At 69.4% G+C, this 18,510-nt stretch carries 11 protein-coding genes and 1 pseudogene; 10 read left to right on the forward strand and 2 right to left on the reverse strand.

Annotated features, from left to right (window positions below; genetic code table 11):
- Position 1: 1 nt before the first annotated feature.
- Positions 2–805: a cyclic nucleotide-binding domain-containing protein gene (locus tag MAAFP003_RS12040; protein ID WP_243393977.1), complete on the reverse strand. Its 804-nt coding sequence runs from the start codon at positions 803–805 to the stop codon at positions 2–4.
- Positions 747–2,000, reverse strand: a complete 1,254-nt coding sequence (locus MAAFP003_RS29560; RefSeq protein WP_133160846.1) for an MFS transporter — start codon at positions 1,998–2,000, stop codon at positions 747–749. Before MAAFP003_RS29560 ends, MAAFP003_RS12040 begins: the two co-directional genes overlap by 59 nt.
- A 143-nt stretch (positions 2,001–2,143) precedes the next feature.
- Between MAAFP003_RS29560 and argC the strand changes: the two are divergent.
- The 10 genes and pseudogenes from argC to MAAFP003_RS12095 all read left to right on the forward strand — a co-directional run bounded on the left by argC (position 2,144) and on the right by MAAFP003_RS12095 (position 18,508).
- Positions 2,144–3,203: pseudogene (gene argC, locus MAAFP003_RS12050) on the forward strand (N-acetyl-gamma-glutamyl-phosphate reductase).
- Complete coding sequence (gene argJ, locus MAAFP003_RS12055; protein WP_096287195.1) at positions 3,200–4,438, forward strand: bifunctional glutamate N-acetyltransferase/amino-acid acetyltransferase ArgJ; 1,239 nt, start codon at positions 3,200–3,202, stop codon at positions 4,436–4,438. The pseudogene argC and the gene argJ overlap by 4 nt, the downstream one beginning before the upstream one ends.
- Positions 4,435–5,331, forward strand: a complete 897-nt coding sequence (gene argB, locus MAAFP003_RS12060) for an acetylglutamate kinase (protein ID WP_096287197.1) — start codon at positions 4,435–4,437, stop codon at positions 5,329–5,331. The genes argJ and argB overlap by 4 nt, the downstream gene beginning before the upstream one ends.
- 81 nt (positions 5,332–5,412) lie before the next feature.
- Complete coding sequence (locus MAAFP003_RS12065; RefSeq protein ID WP_423790876.1) at positions 5,413–6,615, forward strand: acetylornithine transaminase; 1,203 nt, start codon at positions 5,413–5,415, stop codon at positions 6,613–6,615.
- Positions 6,612–7,535 carry an ornithine carbamoyltransferase gene (gene argF / locus MAAFP003_RS12070; protein ID WP_096287201.1) on the forward strand — a complete coding sequence of 308 codons (924 nt, stop codon included), beginning with the start codon at positions 6,612–6,614 and terminating at the stop codon, positions 7,533–7,535. The genes MAAFP003_RS12065 and argF overlap by 4 nt, the downstream gene beginning before the upstream one ends.
- A gap of 82 nt (positions 7,536–7,617) precedes the next feature.
- Positions 7,618–8,112, forward strand: a complete 495-nt coding sequence (locus MAAFP003_RS12075) for an arginine repressor (protein WP_096287203.1) — start codon at positions 7,618–7,620, stop codon at positions 8,110–8,112.
- Positions 8,113–8,129: 17 nt separating this feature from the next.
- A complete protein-coding gene (locus MAAFP003_RS12080) occupies positions 8,130–9,335 on the forward strand; it encodes an argininosuccinate synthase (protein ID WP_096287205.1) in 1,206 nt (401 codons plus the stop codon).
- Positions 9,336–9,441: 106 nt separating this feature from the next.
- Positions 9,442–10,866 (forward strand): argininosuccinate lyase, encoded by a 1,425-nt coding sequence (gene argH, locus MAAFP003_RS12085; RefSeq protein ID WP_096287207.1) that lies wholly within the window; start codon positions 9,442–9,444, stop codon positions 10,864–10,866.
- Between the two features lie 151 nt (positions 10,867–11,017).
- The gene (locus MAAFP003_RS12090; protein WP_096287209.1) at positions 11,018–12,079 is read left to right on the forward strand and encodes a type III polyketide synthase; all 1,062 of its coding nucleotides are present in this window, start codon (positions 11,018–11,020) and stop codon (positions 12,077–12,079) included.
- Between the two features lie 36 nt (positions 12,080–12,115).
- A complete protein-coding gene (locus MAAFP003_RS12095; protein WP_096287211.1) occupies positions 12,116–18,508 on the forward strand; it encodes a type I polyketide synthase in 6,393 nt (2,130 codons plus the stop codon).
- Positions 18,509–18,510: the final 2 nt, after the last annotated feature.

Raw genomic sequence — 18,510 nt, forward strand, 5'->3', positions numbered from 1 at the left:
TTCAGCTTTGGCTGACGGCCGCGCGCAGTTGCTCGCCGGGTAGTCGCCACAGCACGGTGCCCGGGGCGGCGGTGGCGGTGGCCGCGCGGGTCGCGCCCGGCCGCAACACGGCCACTTCGCCGAAGATCCTGCCCGGGCCCAGGGCGCGAATGCGTTCGCCGGCCCGGTCGAAGTCGACGCGCCCGTCGACGATGAAATACGCGTCGCGGGCGGGGTCGTTCTCGCCGAACACGACGGTGGCGGTGTCATACCCCTCGGTGGTCGCCGAGGCCGCCAGGTCGCGGATGGTTTCTGCGGGCAGCGCGGCCAATAGGGGTGCGCTCGCCAGCGCGGCGTCGCGGCCGTTCGCGGTCGCGGGCATGTTGGCTTGTCGCTCGGTGGACGCCGCGTCGATGGTCTGACCCGTCGGGTCGAAGCCGGTCAGCACCGTCAGGAATGCCCGTCGGGGGAGCACCCACAGCCGGCAGTCGGACGTCGCGCGCACGGTAGCGCTGCGGGTGGTGTCGCGCAGCAGGGCGAGCTCGCCGAAGAAATCGCCCGCGGCCAGCGAGCGGACGTGGCGCCCGTCGACGCACACGTCGAGGGTGCCGGACTCGACGATGTAGAAGGAGTCGCCGTCCTCGCCTTGGTAGGTAACGACCCCGCCGGCGCCGACCTCTTCGCGGTGGATCTGAGTGGCGATGCGTTCCCGCAACACGTTGGTCAGCGGAGCGAACAGCTCGATCTCGTCGAGGGCACCCACCCGCTCACGGGTCGCCGCGACCCTGGCGTCGGTGCGCAGCAACGCACGCGCCACCGCCAGCATGGCCAACACCGTCAGCACTGCCAGCGCCAGCAGGCTGATGCGCAGCGACCACCCCTGGGTCACGCGCGTCGTGGCCCACGCGCCCGCGGCTCGTGGCCCACGCGCCCGCGGCCATCGCGAACTGGCTCAGGCCTTCCACCGCCCCGAGCACCCGCCCGCCCGCGGACAACGGGATCAGACTTTGGATCTGCACCTGGCCGGCCATCATCACCAGGGCACTCCCGGCGCCGAACGCGATGGTGGAGGCGAGCACGACGGCATAGTGCGGAGCGGCCGCCATCAGCGTCAGGGCTGTGGCCATGACGGCCCCGGCGACGACGAACCACGGGCCCAGCCGCCGCTTGCCGATCGCACCGAGCGCCACCCCGCCCAGCAATCCACCGCCGGCAATCAGCGCGGTCAGCACGCCGGGTCCGGCCTTTCCCCAGTGCAGCAGGTCGATGGCCAACGGCACGACGAAGACTTCGCTCGCCGCCAGCATCAGAAAGGCCAGCGCGGTCACGACGACGATCGAACGCACGTGGGGTCCGGCGACGGTGCGGACCCCTTTGGCGGTTTCGCGCAGCGCATGCCGGGGACCATCGCCGGTGGCGCCGTGCAGGCGCGCCGCGACGTCCACCCGCACGGTCATTACCGCGGCCACGGCCCCCAGGGCGAAGACGGCGGAGACGCTGAGCGCCGCGGCGGGTGACGTGGAAGCCAGCATCAGGCCGCCCGCGACCGGCCCGATCAGGATTCCCATCTTGTCCGTGGTGCCCAGCGCCGCGTGCGCGCGAACCAGGTCCTGGGGTCGCTGGGTGATGGACGGCAGCAGCGCCGCGGTCGTCGGCCGCACGAACATGGTGGTGGTGCCTTCCACCCCGATCACCGCGACCAGGATGGACACCGCCGGGAAGAATGCCGCCGAGACCGCCGTGACCACAATCGACACCAAGCGCATCGCGAACACCCCGGTCAGGATGCGTTCGTGCGGATACTTGTCGATGACGTAGCCCAGCGCCGGCGACAGCAACGCGGCCGGCAGCACAGCGGCGACGCTGATGGCCCCGACCGCGCCCACCCCGGAGAGGGTGAACGCGTACACCGTGGTGACGGTGTACCACATCCACTCGGCGACCGTCGCCAGCAAGCGCCCCACCACGAGCCGCCGCAGCTTGGGGTTCCGCGACACGGACTCCGGGGTCTGCAGGCGCACCCATCCCACATACCCCCGCCGAGTAACGCCAACCTTCACGACAAACGAAGACGAGACGCGAGTTGCAGCCGCGGGACGAGACGACGACCGCGTGTCATGGGCAAACCGGTGGTGAGCATGAATTTGCAATGATTCGCATAACCATGCAGAATCGACGAAATGGCCGACGTGATAAGAGTGGCGGTTGCCGGTGCCAGCGGCTATGCCGGCGGGGAGATTCTGCGCCTGCTGCTCGGGCACCCGGCCTACGCCGACGGCCGGCTCACGATCGGCTCGGTGACCGCCGCGGCGAGTGCAGGCAGCTCGCTCGGCGAGCACCACCCGCATCTCACACCGCTGGCTCAGCGCGTGGTCGAGCCCACCGAGCTCGACGTGCTCCGCGGGCATGACGTGGTCTTCCTGGGCCTGCCGCATGGGCATTCGGCGGCGCTGGCCGAACAGCTCGGTCCCGAGACCCTGGTGATCGACTGCGGCGCGGACTTCCGGCTCACCGATCCCGCCGCGTGGGAACGGTTCTACGGATCCCCGCACGCGGGGAGCTGGCCCTACGGCCTGCCGGAGTTGCCCGGCGCCCGGGAGCGGCTGCGTGGCACGCGCCGTATCGCGGTGCCGGGTTGCTATCCGACCGCGGCGCTGCTGGCATTGCTGCCCGCAGTGGCCGAGGACCTGGTCGAACCGGCCGTCACGGTGGTCGCGGTCAGCGGCACCTCCGGAGCGGGACGCGCGGCCAAACCCGACCTGCTCGGCTCCGAGGTCATCGGGTCGGCGCGGGCCTACAACATCGCCGGCGCCCACCGGCACACGCCCGAGATCGCCCAGGGGCTGCGGGCCGTCAGCGATCGTGACGTCACAGTGTCGTTCACCCCGGTGCTGATCCCCACCTCCCGCGGCATCCTGGCTACCTGCACCGCGCGCACCAAGGCGCCACTGTCGCAAGTGCGGGCGGCGTACGAAAAGGCTTACGACGCCGAACCTTTCATCTACCTGATGCCCGACGGCCAGTTGCCCCGCACCGGCTCGGTGATCGGCAGCAACGCCGCGCACGTCGCTGTCGCGGTCGACGAGGACGCCGAGACGCTGGTCGCGATCGCCGCGATCGACAACCTGGTCAAGGGGACCGGCGGCGCCGCCGTGCAGTCGATGAACCTGGCGCTCGGTTGGCCCGAGACCCAAGGACTTTCGGTGGTCGGGGTGGCGCCATGACCGACGTCGTCCCCGAAGAGCCCACCGAGGCGCCCGCTGCGCGGCTGGTGCGCACCCAGGGTGTCACCGCGGCCGCCGGCTTCCGAGCGGCCGGAATCGCCGCCGGGATCAAGGCTTCCGGCGCTCGCGACCTCGCGCTGGTGTTCAACGAAGGGCCCGACTATGCCGCCGCCGGGGTGTTCACCCGCAACCAGGTCAAGGCCGCGCCGGTGCTGTGGACCCAGCAGGTGCTCACCACCGGCCGGCTGCGCGCGGTGATCCTCAACTCCGGCGGTGCCAACGCCTGCACCGGGCCCGGCGGATTCCAGGACACGCACGCCACCGCGGAGGCGGTTGCGAGCGCGTTGTCGGACTGGGGAACCGAGACCGGCGCCGTCGAGATCGCCGTGTGCTCCACCGGGCTGATCGGCGACCGGCTGCCGATGGACAAGGTGCTCGCCGGCGTCACGCACATCGTGCACGAGATGCACGGCGGGCTCAGTGGCGGCGACGAGGCCGCCCAGGCCATCATGACCACCGACACGGTGCCGAAAAAGGTTGCGCTGCATCATCAAAGCAACTGGACGGTGGGCGGGATGGCCAAGGGCGCGGGCATGCTCGCGCCGTCGCTGGCCACCATGCTGTGTGTGCTGACCACCGACGCGGTCGCCGACTCCGCGGCGCTCGACCACGCGCTGCGCGCCGCCACCGCGCGCACCTTCGATCGGCTCGACATCGACGGCTGCTGCTCCACCAACGACACCGTGCTGCTGCTGGCCTCCGGTGCCAGCGGGATCACGCCGTCTCAGGCCGAACTCGACGATGCCGTGCGGCAGGTTTGCGACGACCTGTGTCTTCAGCTGCAATCCGACGCCGAGGGGGTGACCAAACGTGTCAGCGTGACGGTGACCGGCGCATCGTCGGAGGCCGAAGCCGTGATGGCCGCCCGCTCGGTCGCCCGCGACAGCCTGGTCAAGACCGCGATGTTCGGTTCGGACCCGAACTGGGGCCGGGTGGTGGCCGCCGTCGGCCTGGCACCGGGGGTGTTCGTGGATCCCGATCGAATCACCGTGTCGTTCAACGGGTTTATCGTATGCGCCAACGGGACCGGGGCTCCGGGCTCGCGCGACGTGGACCTGTCCGGAACCGACATCGACGTCACCGTCGACCTCGGCCTGGGCGACGGCGAAGCGTCGATCCGTACCACCGACCTGTCGCATGCCTATGTCGAAGAGAACTCGGCCTACAGCACATGACGGCGAACATCAACACCGACGAACTGTCCACTCACGTCAAAGCACAAGTGCTCGCCGAGGCGCTGCCCTGGCTCGTCCAGCTGCACGGCAAGATCGTCGTGGTCAAGTACGGCGGCAACGCGATGACCGACGAAGCACTGCGCCGGGCCTTCGCCGCCGACATGGCATTTCTGCGCAACTGCGGAATTCATCCCGTCGTCGTGCACGGCGGTGGCCCGCAGATCACCGCGATGCTGCGCCGGCTCGGCATCGACAAGGGTGACTTCAAGGGCGGATTCCGGGTCACCACACCGGAAGTGCTCGACGTCGCACGGATGGTGCTGTTCGGACAGGTGGGCCGCGAACTGGTCAACCTGATCAACGCCTACGGTCCCTACGCCGTCGGCATCACCGGCGAGGACGCTCAGCTGTTCACCGCGGTGCGGCGCAGGGTCACCGTCGACGGCGTGGCCACCGACATCGGCCTGGTCGGCGACGTCGACAAGGTCAACACCGCCGCGGTGCTGGATCTGATTGCGGCGCGGCGCATTCCGGTGGTCTCGACACTGGCGCCGGACGCCGAGGGCGTGGTGCACAACATCAACGCCGACACCGCCGCGGCCGCGCTGGCCGAGGCGCTGGGCGCCGAAAAGCTGTTGATGCTCACCGATGTTGAGGGCCTGTACACCAGCTGGCCGGATCGCGATTCGCTGGTCAGCGAAATCGACACCGCCACATTGGCGCAACTGCTACCCACTTTGGAGGCGGGCATGATCCCGAAGGTCGAAGCGTGTCTGCGGGCGGTCACCGCGGGCGTGCCCAGCGCTCACGTCATCGACGGCCGGGTCAAGCACTGCGTGCTGGTCGAGCTGTTCACCCACGCCGGGACCGGCACCAAGGTGGTGGCGACGTGACGACCCTTCGTGTCGCCGAGCGTGACACTCGGGAAGGTGGTGGCGCCGTGAGTCGCGCCGGCGACGATGCAGAACGCAGTGATGAGGAGGAGCGGCGCCATGACTGAAGCCGACACCATGCGGCAGCGGTGGGAAGCCGTGATGATGAACAACTACGGCACCCCGGCGATCGCGCTGGCCAGTGGTGAGGGCGCGGTGGTCACCGACGTGGACGGCAAGAGCTACCTGGACCTGCTCGCCGGCATCGCGGTCAACGTGCTCGGCCACGGCCACCCGGCCGTCATCGAGGCTGTCACGCAACAGCTCTCGACGCTGGGGCACACGTCGAACCTGTACGCCACCGAACCGGGTGTCGCGCTGGCCGAGGAACTGGTAGCCCTGCTGGGGGCCGACGCCACCACCCGGGTGTTCTTCTGCAACTCGGGCACCGAGGCCAACGAGATGGCGTTCAAACTGTCGCGACTCACCGGCCGCACGAAACTGGTTGCCGTGCAAGAGGGTTTCCACGGCCGAACGATGGGCTCGCTGGCGCTGACCGGCCAGCCTGCCAAGCAGGCGCCGTTCGAGCCGTTGCCCGGCGACATCACGCACGTGCCCTACGGCGACGTCGATGCGCTGGCGGCCGCCGTCGACGACCAGACCGCGGCGGTATTCCTGGAGCCGATCATGGGGGAGAGCGGCGTCGTCGTCCCGCCTCCGGGCTACCTGGCCGCGGCCCGCGAGATCACCACACGACACGGCGCCCTGCTGGTGCTCGACGAGGTGCAGACCGGAATCGGGCGCACCGGAGCCTTTTTCGCCCACCAGCACGACGGCATCACCCCCGATGTGGTGACGCTGGCCAAGGGGCTCGGTGGCGGACTGCCGATCGGAGCCGTGCTGGCCGTCGGGCCGGCGGCCGACCTGTTGACACCCGGCCTGCACGGCAGCACGTTCGGCGGCAACCCGGTGTGCACCGCCGCGGCGCGCGCGGTGCTGCGGGTACTCGTCGACGAAGACCTGATCCGGCGTGCCGAGGTGCTGGGCAAGTCGTTGCGCCAGGGCATCGAATCGCTGGGCCACCCGCTGATCGGCCATACCCGCGGCCGCGGGCTGTTGTGCGGCGTGGTGCTGGCCCAGCCACGGGCCAAGGACGTCGAGGCCGCCGCGCGTGCGGCCGGATTCCTGATCAATGCCACCGGAGCCGACGTCATCCGGTTGGCGCCGCCGCTGGTGATCACCGAGGCCCAGATCGACAGCTTCCTGACCGCGCTGCCCGGGATCCTGGACAAGGCCGCGGCGTGAGGCACTTCCTGCGCGACGACGACCTGTCGCCGGCCGAACAGGCCGAAGTCCTCGAACTGGCCGCCGAGCTGAAGAAGAACCCGTTTAGCCGTCGCCCGCTGGACGGGCCGCGCGGGGTCGCGGTGTTGTTCGACAAGAACTCCACCCGGACGCGCTTCTCCTTCGAGGTGGGTATCGCGCAGCTGGGCGGGCACCCCGTCGTCGTCGACAGCAGCAGCACCCAGCTGGGCCGCGACGAGACGCTGCAGGACACCGCACGGGTGCTGTCCCGCTACGTCGACGCGATCGTGTGGCGCACCTTCGGCCAGGACCGGCTGGAGGCGATGGCTTCGACCGCGACGGTGCCGGTGATCAACGCGCTGTCCGACGAGTTCCACCCCTGCCAGGTGCTGGCCGATCTGCAGACCATCGCCGAGCACAAGGGGTCGCTGCGCGGATTGTCGCTGTCCTACTTCGGCGACGGCGCCAACAACATGGCGCATTCCCTGATGCTCGGCGGGGTCACCGCCGGCATGCACGTCACGATCGCGGCCCCGGAGGGCTTCACGCCGGACCCGGCCGTGCTGGCCGCCGCCGAGCAGCGCGCCGCCGACACCGGTGGCTCGGTCAGCGTGACCGCCGATGCCGAGTCGGCGGCCGCGGGCGCCGACGTCCTGGTGACCGACACCTGGACGTCGATGGGGCAGGAAGCAGACGGGCTGGACCGGGTCAAACCGTTTCGGCCGTTCCAGATCAACGCGCGGCTGCTGGAGTTGGCTGACCCGAAAGCCATTGTGCTGCACTGCCTTCCGGCTCACCGCGGCGACGAGATCACCGACGAGGTGATGGACGGACCGGCCAGCGTGGTCTTCGACGAGGCCGAAAACCGGCTGCATGCCCAGAAAGCGCTGCTGGTGTGGCTGCTGGAGTGGTTCCGATGACGCCGCGCCGCCGACGATGCAGTGGGGGCACCCCCAGCCGCGCAGCGGCGAGGGGGACGAAGCGACGAGGAGGAGCGGCGCAATGACGCGCAGCAGGGCCACCGCCGACATCACCCGGGCCGGGCGTCAGGCCCGCATCGTGGCGGTGCTGTCGTCCTCGTCGATCAGCAGCCAGAGCGAGCTGGCTGCCAGGCTGGCCGACGAGGGCATCGAGGTCACCCAGGCCACGCTGTCGCGCGATCTCGAAGAGCTCGGCGCGGTGAAGCTGCGCGGCGCCGACGGCGGCGTCGGGGTCTACGTCGTCCCGGAGGACGGCAGTCCGGTGCGCGGCGTCGCCGGCGGCACCGCGCGCTTGTCGCGACTGCTGAGCGAGCTGCTGGTGTCCACCGATGCCAGCGCGAACCTCGCGGTGCTGCGCACTCCGCCGGGCGCAGCTGACTATTTGGCCAGCGCAATCGATCGCGCGGCGTTACCGTACGTCGTCGGCACCATCGCCGGAGACGACACTCTGTTCGTGGCCGCCCGGGAGCCGATGACCGGCGCCGAGCTGGCCCGAACATTAGAACAGCTCAAGTAAACCTAGGAGATTGATTCATGTCAGAGCGCGTCATCCTGGCGTATTCCGGCGGTCTGGACACCTCGGTGGCCATCAGCTGGATAGGCAAGGAGACCGGCCGTGAGGTCGTGGCGGTTGCGATCGACCTCGGCCAGGGCGGCGAGGACATGGAACTCGTGCGCCAGCGGGCGCTGGACTGCGGTGCGGTGGAAGCGGTCGTCGTCGATGCCCGTGACGAGTTCGCCGAGGGCTACTGCCTGCCGACGGTGCTCAACAATGCGCTGTACATGGACCGCTACCCGTTGGTGTCCGCGATCAGCCGGCCGCTGATCGCCAAGCATCTGGTCGCGGCGGCCCGCAAGTACGGCGGCAGCATCGTCGCGCACGGATGCACCGGCAAGGGCAACGACCAGGTCCGCTTCGAGGTCGGATTCGGTTCGCTGGCACCGGATTTGGAGGTGCTCGCGCCGGTCCGCGACTACGCGTGGACACGGGAGAAGGCGATCGCGTACGCCGAGGAGAACGCGATCCCGATCAACGTCACCAAGCGCTCGCCGTTCTCCATCGACCAGAACGTGTGGGGTCGCGCGGTGGAAACCGGCTTCCTGGAACACCTTTGGAACGCGCCCACCAAGGACGTGTACGACTACACCGAGGACCCGACCCTCAACTGGAGCACACCCGACGAGGTGATCGTCGGCTTCGAGCGGGGCGTCCCGGTGTCGATCGACGGCAAACCGGTGACGGTGCTCGAGGCGATCGTGGAGCTCAACCGACGGGCCGGCGCGCAGGGGGTCGGACGCCTGGACGTCGTCGAGGACCGCCTGGTGGGCATCAAGAGCCGGGAGATCTACGAGGCGCCCGGCGCGATGGTGTTGATCACCGCGCACGCCGAACTCGAACATGTCACCCTCGAGCGCGAATTGGGCCGATTCAAGCGCCACACCGACCAGCGCTGGGCCGAGCTGGTCTACGACGGGCTGTGGTTCTCGCCGCTGAAACTCGCCCTGGACAGTTTCGTCGCCAAGACCCAGGAGCACGTGTCGGGCGAAATACGAATGGTGTTGCACGGCGGGCACATTGCGGTCAACGGCCGGCGCAGCGCGGAATCGCTCTACGACTTCAATCTGGCCACCTACGACGAGGGTGACAGCTTCGACCAGTCGGCGGCCAAGGGCTTCGTCTACGTGCACGGGTTGTCGTCCAAGCTGTCAGCCCGCCGGGACCTGGCCGCCGAGGCGTGAGTGTGAATTTCACGACGAGACACGCCGTCGAACCGTCGCAGGGTTCACACTCGCCTCGGCGTGCGGGCGGAGTGAGGGCCCGGCGTGCGGGCGGAGTGAGGGCCAGGTGACCACCAACGAGGGATCCCTGTGGGGCGGACGGTTCGCCGACGGCCCGTCGGATGCGCTCGTCGCGCTGAGTAAGTCGACGCACTTCGACTGGGTGCTGGCGCCCTACGACATCACCGCGTCGCGCGCGCACACGATCGTGCTGTTCCGGGCCGGGCTGCTCACCGAGGAACAGCGCGACGGGCTGCTGGCCGGCCTGGACAGTCTGGCCGAAGACATCGCCGACGGCAGTTTCGGCCCGCTGGTCACCGACGAGGACGTGCACGGCGCGCTGGAGCGTGGGCTGATCGACCGGGTCGGCCCCGAGCTGGGCGGGCGGCTGCGGGCCGGGCGGTCGCGCAACGACCAGGTGGCCACGCTGTTCCGGATGTGGCTTCGCGACGCGATCCGCCGGGTCGCCGCCGGGGCGCTAGACGTCGTCGCCGCGCTGGCCGTCCAGGCCGACGCCCATCCGACGGCGATCATGCCGGGCAAGACGCACATGCAGTCCGCCCAGCCGATCCTGCTGGCCCATCACCTGCTCGCGCATGCCCACCCGCTGCTGCGCGACGTGGACCGCCTCGCAGACTTCGACAAACGCGCGGCGGTGTCGCCGTACGGTTCGGGAGCGCTGGCCGGCTCGTCGCTGGGCCTGGATCCGGACGCGATTGCGGCAGACCTGGGTTTCGCCACCGCCGCCCCCAATTCGGTCGACGCGACGGCCGCCCGCGACTTTGCCGCCGAGGCGGCGTTCGTGTTCGCGATGATCGGGGTCGACCTGTCCCGGCTCGCCGAGGACATCATCATCTGGAGCTCGACCGAGTTCGGCTACGTCACGCTGCACGACTCCTGGTCGACCGGCAGCTCGATCATGCCGCAGAAGAAAAATCCCGACATCGCCGAGCTGGCCCGCGGGAAGTCGGGGCGCCTGATCGGGAACCTGGCCGGGCTGCTGGCCACGCTGAAGGCACAGCCGCTGGCCTACAACCGTGACCTGCAGGAAGACAAGGAACCGGTGTTCGATTCGGTCGCCCAGCTGGAGTTGCTGTTGCCGGCGATGGCCGGGCTGGTCGGCAGCCTGACGTTCCACGTCGAGCGGATGGCGGCGCTGGCCCCGGCCGGCTACACCCTGGCCACCGATATCGCGGAGTGGCTGGTGCGGCAGGGAGTGCCGTTCCGGTCCGCGCACGAGGCCGCGGGTGCGGCCGTACGCACGGCCGAAGGCCGCGGTGTCGGCCTCGAGGACCTGACCGACGACGAACTGGCGGCCATCAGCCCGACCCTGCGGCCCGACGTCCGTGAGGTGCTGACGGTCGAGGGCTCGGTGTCCTCCCGCGACGCCCGCGGAGGCACCGCGCCCGACCGCGTCGCCGACCAACTGCGCGATGTCCTGGAAAGCTGCGCCGAACTGCGGTCAAGGTTGGCCGCGCAGATCGAAAGATGACTTACGCCGCATAATCGGCGGTTTGCTGTGGCCATTCTCTCAGGTCAGGGCCTTATTGCGGCGGTGCTGGCACAAAAGGAATAAACTTGCGGCTCGTAACCACAGGCTTGAACCCGTCGACCTGCATGTTCGTCACCAAGGGGTGGGACCAATGAGCGTCATCGCAGGAGTATTCGGTGCGTTGCCGCCGTATCGCTATTCCCAACGAGAACTCACCGACTTCTTCCTCAGCATTCCCGGCTTCGAGGACTACGAGGACATCGTTCGGCAGCTGCACACCAGCGCCAAGGTCAACAGCCGCCATCTGGTCATCCCGCTGGAGCGTTATCCCCGGCTGACCGACTTCGGCGTCGCGAATCAGATCTACATCGACAATGCCGTTGAGCTGGGCAGCGAGGCGCTCGCCGGCGCGCTCGACGACGCCGGCCTGCAGCCACGCGACGTCGACGTGCTGTTCACGACCACGGTCACCGGGCTCGCGATCCCATCCATCGACGCCCGGATCGCCGGTCGGCTCGGGCTGCGCGACGATGTGCGGCGGGTGCCGCTGTTCGGCCTGGGCTGCGTGGCCGGGGCGGCCGGTGTGGCCCGGCTGAACGACTATCTGCGCGGCGACCCGGACGGCGTGGCGGCCCTGATCTCGGTCGAACTCTGCTCGTTGACCTACCCGGGGTACAAGCCCTCGCTGGCCGGTCTGGTCGGCAGCGCCCTGTTTGCTGACGGCGCCGCATCCGTGGTTGCCGTCGGTGCGGACCGCGCGGCGGCGATCGGCGCCGGCGGCCCGGACGTCCTGGATTCGCGCAGTCATCTCTACCCCGATTCGCTGCGCACCATGGGCTACGACGTCGGCACCGAAGGGTTCGAGCTGGTGCTGTCCAAGGACGTCGCGGCCGTCGTCGAGCAGTACATCGAAGACGACGTCACCGGTTTCCTGGGGGCGCACGGGCTGACCGCGACCGACGTCGGCGCCTTTGTCAGCCACCCCGGGGGCCCCAAGGTCATCGAGGCGATCACCGCGGCACTCAGCCTGCCGCCGGACGCCCTGGAACTCACCTGGCGATCGCTCGGCGAGATCGGCAACCTCTCGTCGGCGTCGGTGCTGCACGTGCTGCGTGACACCATTGCCAAGAAACCGCCCAGCGGAAGCCCGGGTCTGATGCTCGCGATGGGGCCCGGTTTCTGCTCGGAGCTCGTCTTGCTGCGCTGGCACTGATGCGAGCGTATGGATCCTGGCTCGTCTCGTAGCCCCATGAATAGCACTCCTGATGAGCTGATCAAGGCGCTGCGCGCGTCGCTCAAGGAAAGCGAGCGGCTGAAGCGGGAGAACCGCGAGTACCTGGCGTTGCTCACCAAGGAAGCGACTGAGCCGGTTGCCATCGTCGGGATGGCCTGCCGGTATCCGGGCGGGGTGGACTCACCAGAAGCCCTGTGGGACATAGTGTCCGAAGGCCGCGACGTCGTCACCGACTTCCCGGCCGACCGCGGCTGGGATCTGGCCGAGTTGTTCGACCCCGACCCCGACGCGACCGGCAAGTCGTACAACCGCTGCGGTGGATTCCTTTCCGACGTCGCCGATTTCGACGCCGCGTTCTTCGGGATCGCGCCGAGCGAGGCCCTGGCGATGGATCCTCAGCAACGCTTGCTGCTTGAGGTGTCGTGGGAGGCGTTGGAGCGGGCCGGGATTGACCCGATCACGCTGAAAGGATCGGCCACGGGCGTGTTCGTCGGTATCTTCCACGGTTCGTACGGCGGTCAGGGCCGCGTCCCGGGGGATCTGGAGCGGTACGGCTTGCGCGGTTCGACGCTGAGTGTCGCGTCGGGCCGGGTCGCGTATTCGCTGGGCCTGGAGGGCCCGGCGGTATCGGTGGACACGGCGTGCTCGTCGTCGCTGGTGGCGTTGCATCTGGCGGCGCGTTCGCTGCGCTCGGGTGAGTGCGATGCCGCGCTGGTCGGCGGCGTGACCGTGATGGCCACCCCCGCGATGTTCGTGGAATTCAGCCGCCAGCGGGCGCTGTCGGCCGATGGTCGGTGCAAGGCGTATGCCGGTGCGGCCGACGGAACCGGCTTCTCCGAGGGCGTCGGCGCGCTGGTGCTGGAGCGGCTGGCCGACGCGCGGCGGCTGGGTCACCGGGTGCTGGCCGTGGTGCGGGGTTCCGCGGTGAATCAGGACGGCGCGTCCAACGGGCTGGCGACCCCCAACGGCCCGGCCCAGCAGCGGGTGATCCGGGCGGCGCTGCAGAGTGCCCGATTGGGCACCGCGGACGTGGATTTGGTGGAGGGCCACGGGACCGGCACCACGCTGGGCGATCCCATCGAAGCCCAGGCGATCCTGGCGACCTACGGCCAGGATCGGCCGGCCGATCGGCCGTTGTGGCTGGGCTCGATCAAGTCCAACATGGGCCACACGTCGGCGGCGGCGGGCGTGGCCGGGGTGATCAAGATGGTGCAGGCGATGCGGCACGGCGTGATGCCCCAGACGCTGCACGTGGATGTGCCTACGCCGCATGTGGATTGGTCGGCGGGCGCGGTGTCGTTGCTGACCGAGCAGCGGTCGTGGCCCGCGCTGGATCGGCCGCGCCGCGCGGGGGTGTCGTCGTTCGGGATCAGCGGCACCAATGCGCACGTGATCCTGGAACAGGCTCCGGTGGTGGAAAGCGTTGCGGCTGAAAGCGATATGCCGGTGGCCCCATGGGTGTTGTCTGCCCGGTCGCCCGAGGCGCTGGTAGGTCAGGCGCGCCGACTGCTGGCACACGTGCAGGCCGATCCGCGGCTCGGCATCGCCGACGTGGGGTGGTCGCTGGCGTCGACGCGCTCGGCGTTCGATCATCGGGCCGTGGTAGTCGGTGCCCGCGACGAGCTGATGGCCGGGCTGGCCGGCCTGGCGGCGGGGGAGCCGGGCGTCAACGTCGTGGCGGGGCGTGCGCAGGCCGTGGGCAAGACGGTGTTCGTGTTTCCCGGCCAGGGCTCGCAGTGGGTCGGCATGGGGGCCCAATTACTGGACACCGCACCGGTATTCGTCGAGCAGTTGAACCGGTGCGAGAAGGCGCTCGGCGAGTACGTCGAGTGGTCCCTGATCGATGTGATCCGCGGCGCCGCGGGTGCCCCGGGGCTGGATCGGGTCGACGTGGTGCAGCCGGTGCTGTGGGCGATGATGGTGTCGCTGGCCGAATTATGGCGCTCGATGGGTGTGCGGCCCGACGCGGTCATCGGCCACTCGCAGGGCGAGATCGCGGCGGCCTACGTGGCCGGTGCGCTGTCGCTGGAGGACGCGGCCCGGGTGGTGGCGCTGCGCAGCCGGCTGCTGGTGCAACTGTCGGGCGCCGGGGGCATGGTCTCGCTGGCGTGCGGCCAGGACCAGGCGCACGAGCTGTTGGCGCCCGCCGGAGATCGCCTGAATATCGCTGCGGTCAACGGCGTTTCGGCCATCGTCGTTTCCGGAGAGGTCGACGCCCTCGAGGAGTTGATGCGCCGTTGTGAAGGTGCCGGTGTGCGAGCCCGCCGGATCGACGTCGACTACGCCTCGCATTCGGCGCAGGTCGACGCGATTCGTGAGCCGCTTGCCCAGGCCCTGGTCGGCATTGAGCCCCGATCGTCCTCGATCACCTTCTTCTCCACCGTCACCGGTGAGCCCCTCGACACTTCGGCGCTGAACGCCGATTACTGGTACCGCAGCATCCGCCAGACCGTGCAATTCGCGCCGGCGGTGCGCACCGCCGGCGAGGCCGGCTTTCGGGTGTTCATCGAATCCAGCCCGCATCCGGTGTTGGTTGCCGGCATCGAAGGCACGGTTGCCGACGATGCCTTCGTCATTCCGTCGCTGGGCCGCGACGACGGCGGGCTGGACCGGTTCTGGTTGTCCGCGGGACAGGCGCACGCCGCCGGTGTGACGGTGGATTGGCGCCCCGTGTTCTCCGGTGCCCACCAGGTGCAGTTGCCGACGTACGCCTTCCAGGGCCGACGATTCTGGTTGCCCCCCATGGGCATTGGTGGCGGCGATCTCGGTGGATTGGGATTGGCCGGAACCGAGCACGGCTTGCTGGGTGCCGTGGTGCAGCGGCCCGATTCCGGCGCGGTGGTGCTGACCGGTCGACTGTCGCTGTCCGCCCAGCCGTGGCTGGCCGATCACGCGGTCGCCGGGGTGGTGTTGTTCCCCGGCGCCGGGTTCGTGGAGCTGGCGTTGCGGGCCGGCGATGAGGTCGGCTGCTCGGTGGTCGATGAGCTGACCCTGTCGGCCCCGATGCTGTTGCCGGCGTCCGACGGCGTCGCGGTGCAGGTCGTGGTCGGGCCCGCGGGCAGCTCGGGGCGCCGGACGGTCTCGGTGTATTCCCGTGGCATGCAACCTGATTCGGAATGGACACTACATGCCGACGGTGCGTTGAGCGCTGGCGGGGAGCATACGGGCGCGAACTTGTCGGTATGGCCACCGGTCGGGGCGACGGCCGTGGACGTCGCCGATGCCTACGAGCAACTGACCCGGCGGGGCTACGAATACGGCCCCGCTTTCCAGGGCCTGCAGGCCCTGTGGCGCCTCGGGAATGAGGTCTTCGCCGAAGTCGCCGTGCCCGAGGTCGCCGGGATGAGGGTTGACGGTTTCGGAATCCATCCGGTGCTGGTCGACGCCGCGTTGCACGCGATGGGTGTGGTCGGCGACCAGGCCGAGACCATGCTGCCGTTCTCCTGGCAGGGCGTGTGTTTGCATGCCGCCGGCGCGTCCCGGGCGCGGGTGCGGATCGCCCCGGTCGGGGTGAGCGCGGTGTCGGTGGACCTGGCCGACGGCGCCGGCCTGCCGATCCTGTCGGTGCGCGAGCTGGTGGTCCGGCCGGTCTCGACGGCCCAGCTGACCGCGGGGGCCGCGGCACCCCGCTCCGGCGGCGGATTGCTGGAGGTGACCTGGTCGCCGGTTACCTTGCAGCCCAATGCTGTTGGCGGACAAGATGTGACGGTGTGGGAGCCGGGTTCGGGCACCACGGTTGAGTCGGTGTATGCGGCCACTCGTGAGGCGTTGGGTGTGTTGCAGTCGTGGTTGGCCGGCGGCGATGCGGGACGGTTGGTTGTGCTGACTCGCGGCGCGGTGGGGCTGGCCGGTGAGGGTGTGTCCGATCTGGCGGGTGCGGCGGTGTGGGGGTTGGTGCGGTCGGCGCAGGCCGAGCAGCCGGGCCGGGTGGTGCTGGTCGATTCGGACGGTTCGCTGGATGTTGCCGAGGTGATCGCTTGCGGTGAACCGCAATTGGTGGTGCGTTCCGGCGTCGCGCACGCGGCGCGGCTGATCCCGTCGCGGTCGGTGTCGACATTGCCGGCGGGGCAGTGGCGGATGAGCGTGGGTGGCGGGGGCACCCTGGAGGATCTGGTCGTGCGCCCGCTTGCGCGCGCGGAGTTGGGCGCCGGGCAGGTGCGGGTGGCGGTGGCCGCGGTCGGGGTGAACTTCCGGGATGTGTTGGTGGCGTTGGGGATGTATCCCGGGGGTGGCGAGCTCGGCGTCGAGGGCGCCGGCGTGATCGTCGAGGTCGGTCCGGGGGTTGCCGGGTTGTCCGTGGGCGATGCGGTGCTGGGCTTGCTGGGGGTGGTCGGATCCGAGGCGATTGTGGATGCGCGGTTGGTGGCGGTGGTGCCGGCGGGCTGGTCGCTGCCGCAGGCGGCGAGCGTGCCGGTGGTGTTTTTGACCGCCCTGTACGGGTTGTCGGCGTTGGCCGGGCTCAAGGCCGGGGAGAAGGTGTTGGTGCACGCCGCGACGGGTGGGGTGGGGATGGCGGCGGTGCAGTTGGCCCGGCATTGGGGTGCGGAGGTGTTCGCCACCGCCAGCCGTGGCAAGTGGGACACGTTGCGGGCGATGGGCTTTGACGACGACCATATCGGCGATACCCGGACGGTGGATTTCGAGGAGAAGTTCCTGGCGACCACCGGCGGGGCCGGGGTTGATGTGGTGCTCAACTCGCTGGCCGGGGAGTTTCTCGATGCCTCGCTGCGGTTGCTGGTCGGCGGCGGACGGTTCATCGAGATGGGCAAGACCGACCTTCGCGACCCCGCGTCGATGGCACCGGGCGTGCTGTATCGCGCCTTCGACCTGATCGAGGCCGGCCCGGACCACATCGCGACCATGCTGTCCGGCCTGATCGAACTGTTCGACGTCGGCGTGCTGAAGCCGTTGCCGGTCAAGACCTTTGACGTACGATCCGCGTCGTCGGCGTATCGGTTCGTCAGCCAGGCCCGCCAGATCGGCAAGGTAGTTCTGACCCTGCCGGACGGCCCGGACGATCCGGTGCTGGCGAGTTCGGGCGGCGGCCTGGCGGGCGGCAGCGTGCTGATCACCGGCGGTACCGGGATGGCCGGCTCGGCGGTGGCCGCCCACCTGGTGGCGCGCTACGGGGTGGCCCATGTCGTGTTGGCCAGCCGCGGCGGCGCCCAGGGCGAGGGGGTGGCGGAGTTGGTGGATCGACTCAGGACGGCCGGGGCCGAGGTGTCGGTGGTGGCCTGCGACGTCGCCGATCGGGATGCCTTGGCGGCGTTGATCGCCGGGTTGCCGGCGCGGTACCCGCTCAAGGGTGTGTTCCATGCGGCCGGGGTGCTCGACGACGGGTTGATCGCGTCGTTGACGCCGCACCGCATGGACACGGTGTTGCGGAGCAAGGTCGATGGTGCGTGGAACCTGCACGAGCTCACCCGGGACATGGATCTGTCGGCGTTCGTGATGTTCTCCTCGATGGCCGGCATCGTCGGGTCCCCGGGCCAGGGCAACTACGCCGCGGCCAACAGCTTCCTCGACGAATTGGCGACCTACCGGCGAGCCCACGGCCTGGCGGGATTGTCGATCGCCTGGGGACTGTGGGAACAGGCCAGCGGCATGACCCGACACCTCGACGAGCGCGACAAAGCGCGCATGAGCCGAATCGGGCTCGCCCCCATGGCAACCGAGCAGGCACTGCGCCTGTTCGACACCGCGATGCTGGCCGAACGCCCGGTGCTGGTCGCCGCGCGCATCGATCCCGCCGCGTTGGCCGACAACGGCGCAACACTGCCCCCGCTGCTCAGTCAGCTCGTCGCCCGCCCCATCCGGCGTGTCATCGACGAGACCGACACCACCGCCGCCTCGACGACCAGCCTCGTCGCCCGCTTGCAGGGTCTGTCCGCTGAACAGCGGCACAGCGAACTGGTCGACCTGGTCAGCCGCAACGCCGCCACCGTGCTGGGCCGTCCCAATGCCGGAGACATCAACGCGGGCAGCGTCTTCCAGGACCTCGGGTTCGACTCGCTGACCGCTGTCGAACTGCGTAACCGGCTTAAAACAGCCACCGGACTGACCCTTTCGCCGACCCTGATCTTCGACTACCCGACACCGATCGTCCTGGCCGAACACCTCGACACCCGGCTGGTGGTTCCTCATGCTCCGGACTCCGCCGGGCAGCCCGACCTGATGGCCCGTCTCGCACGTTTCAATGACATCACCCGGGAGCTGCAAACGCTGCTGAACCAACCCGATTGGCAGCCAGAAGACAAGCCGCACTTGACCACCCGCATCCAGACGTTGCTGACCACCCTCAGCGCCCACCTGGATCCACACGACCAGCGGGAAGGCGACGACGAGGACATCCACACTGCCAGCGAGAGCGAACTGTTCGCGATCCTCGACGAAGAACTCGGATCGTAAGA

It is taken from the genome of Mycobacterium ahvazicum, assembly GCF_900176255.2.
Classification (GTDB): Bacteria; Actinomycetota; Actinomycetes; order Mycobacteriales; family Mycobacteriaceae; genus Mycobacterium; species Mycobacterium ahvazicum.

Excerpts from the sequence above, each read along its gene's own strand:
- MAAFP003_RS12040 (WP_243393977.1), bottom strand. The coding sequence starts at position 805 with ATGCTGGCGGTGGCGCGTGCGTTGCTGCGCACCGACGCCAGGGTCGCG.
- argJ (WP_096287195.1), top strand. The coding sequence starts at position 3,200 with ATGACCGACGTCGTCCCCGAAGAGCCCACCGAGGCGCCCGCTGCGCGG.
- argB (WP_096287197.1), top strand. The coding sequence starts at position 4,435 with ATGACGGCGAACATCAACACCGACGAACTGTCCACTCACGTCAAAGCA.
- MAAFP003_RS12065 (WP_423790876.1), top strand. The coding sequence starts at position 5,413 with ATGAGGAGGAGCGGCGCCATGACTGAAGCCGACACCATGCGGCAGCGG.
- MAAFP003_RS12075 (WP_096287203.1), top strand. The coding sequence starts at position 7,618 with ATGACGCGCAGCAGGGCCACCGCCGACATCACCCGGGCCGGGCGTCAG.
- MAAFP003_RS12080 (WP_096287205.1), top strand. The coding sequence starts at position 8,130 with ATGTCAGAGCGCGTCATCCTGGCGTATTCCGGCGGTCTGGACACCTCG.
- MAAFP003_RS12090 (WP_096287209.1), top strand. The coding sequence starts at position 11,018 with ATGAGCGTCATCGCAGGAGTATTCGGTGCGTTGCCGCCGTATCGCTAT.
- MAAFP003_RS12095 (WP_096287211.1), top strand. The coding sequence starts at position 12,116 with ATGAATAGCACTCCTGATGAGCTGATCAAGGCGCTGCGCGCGTCGCTC.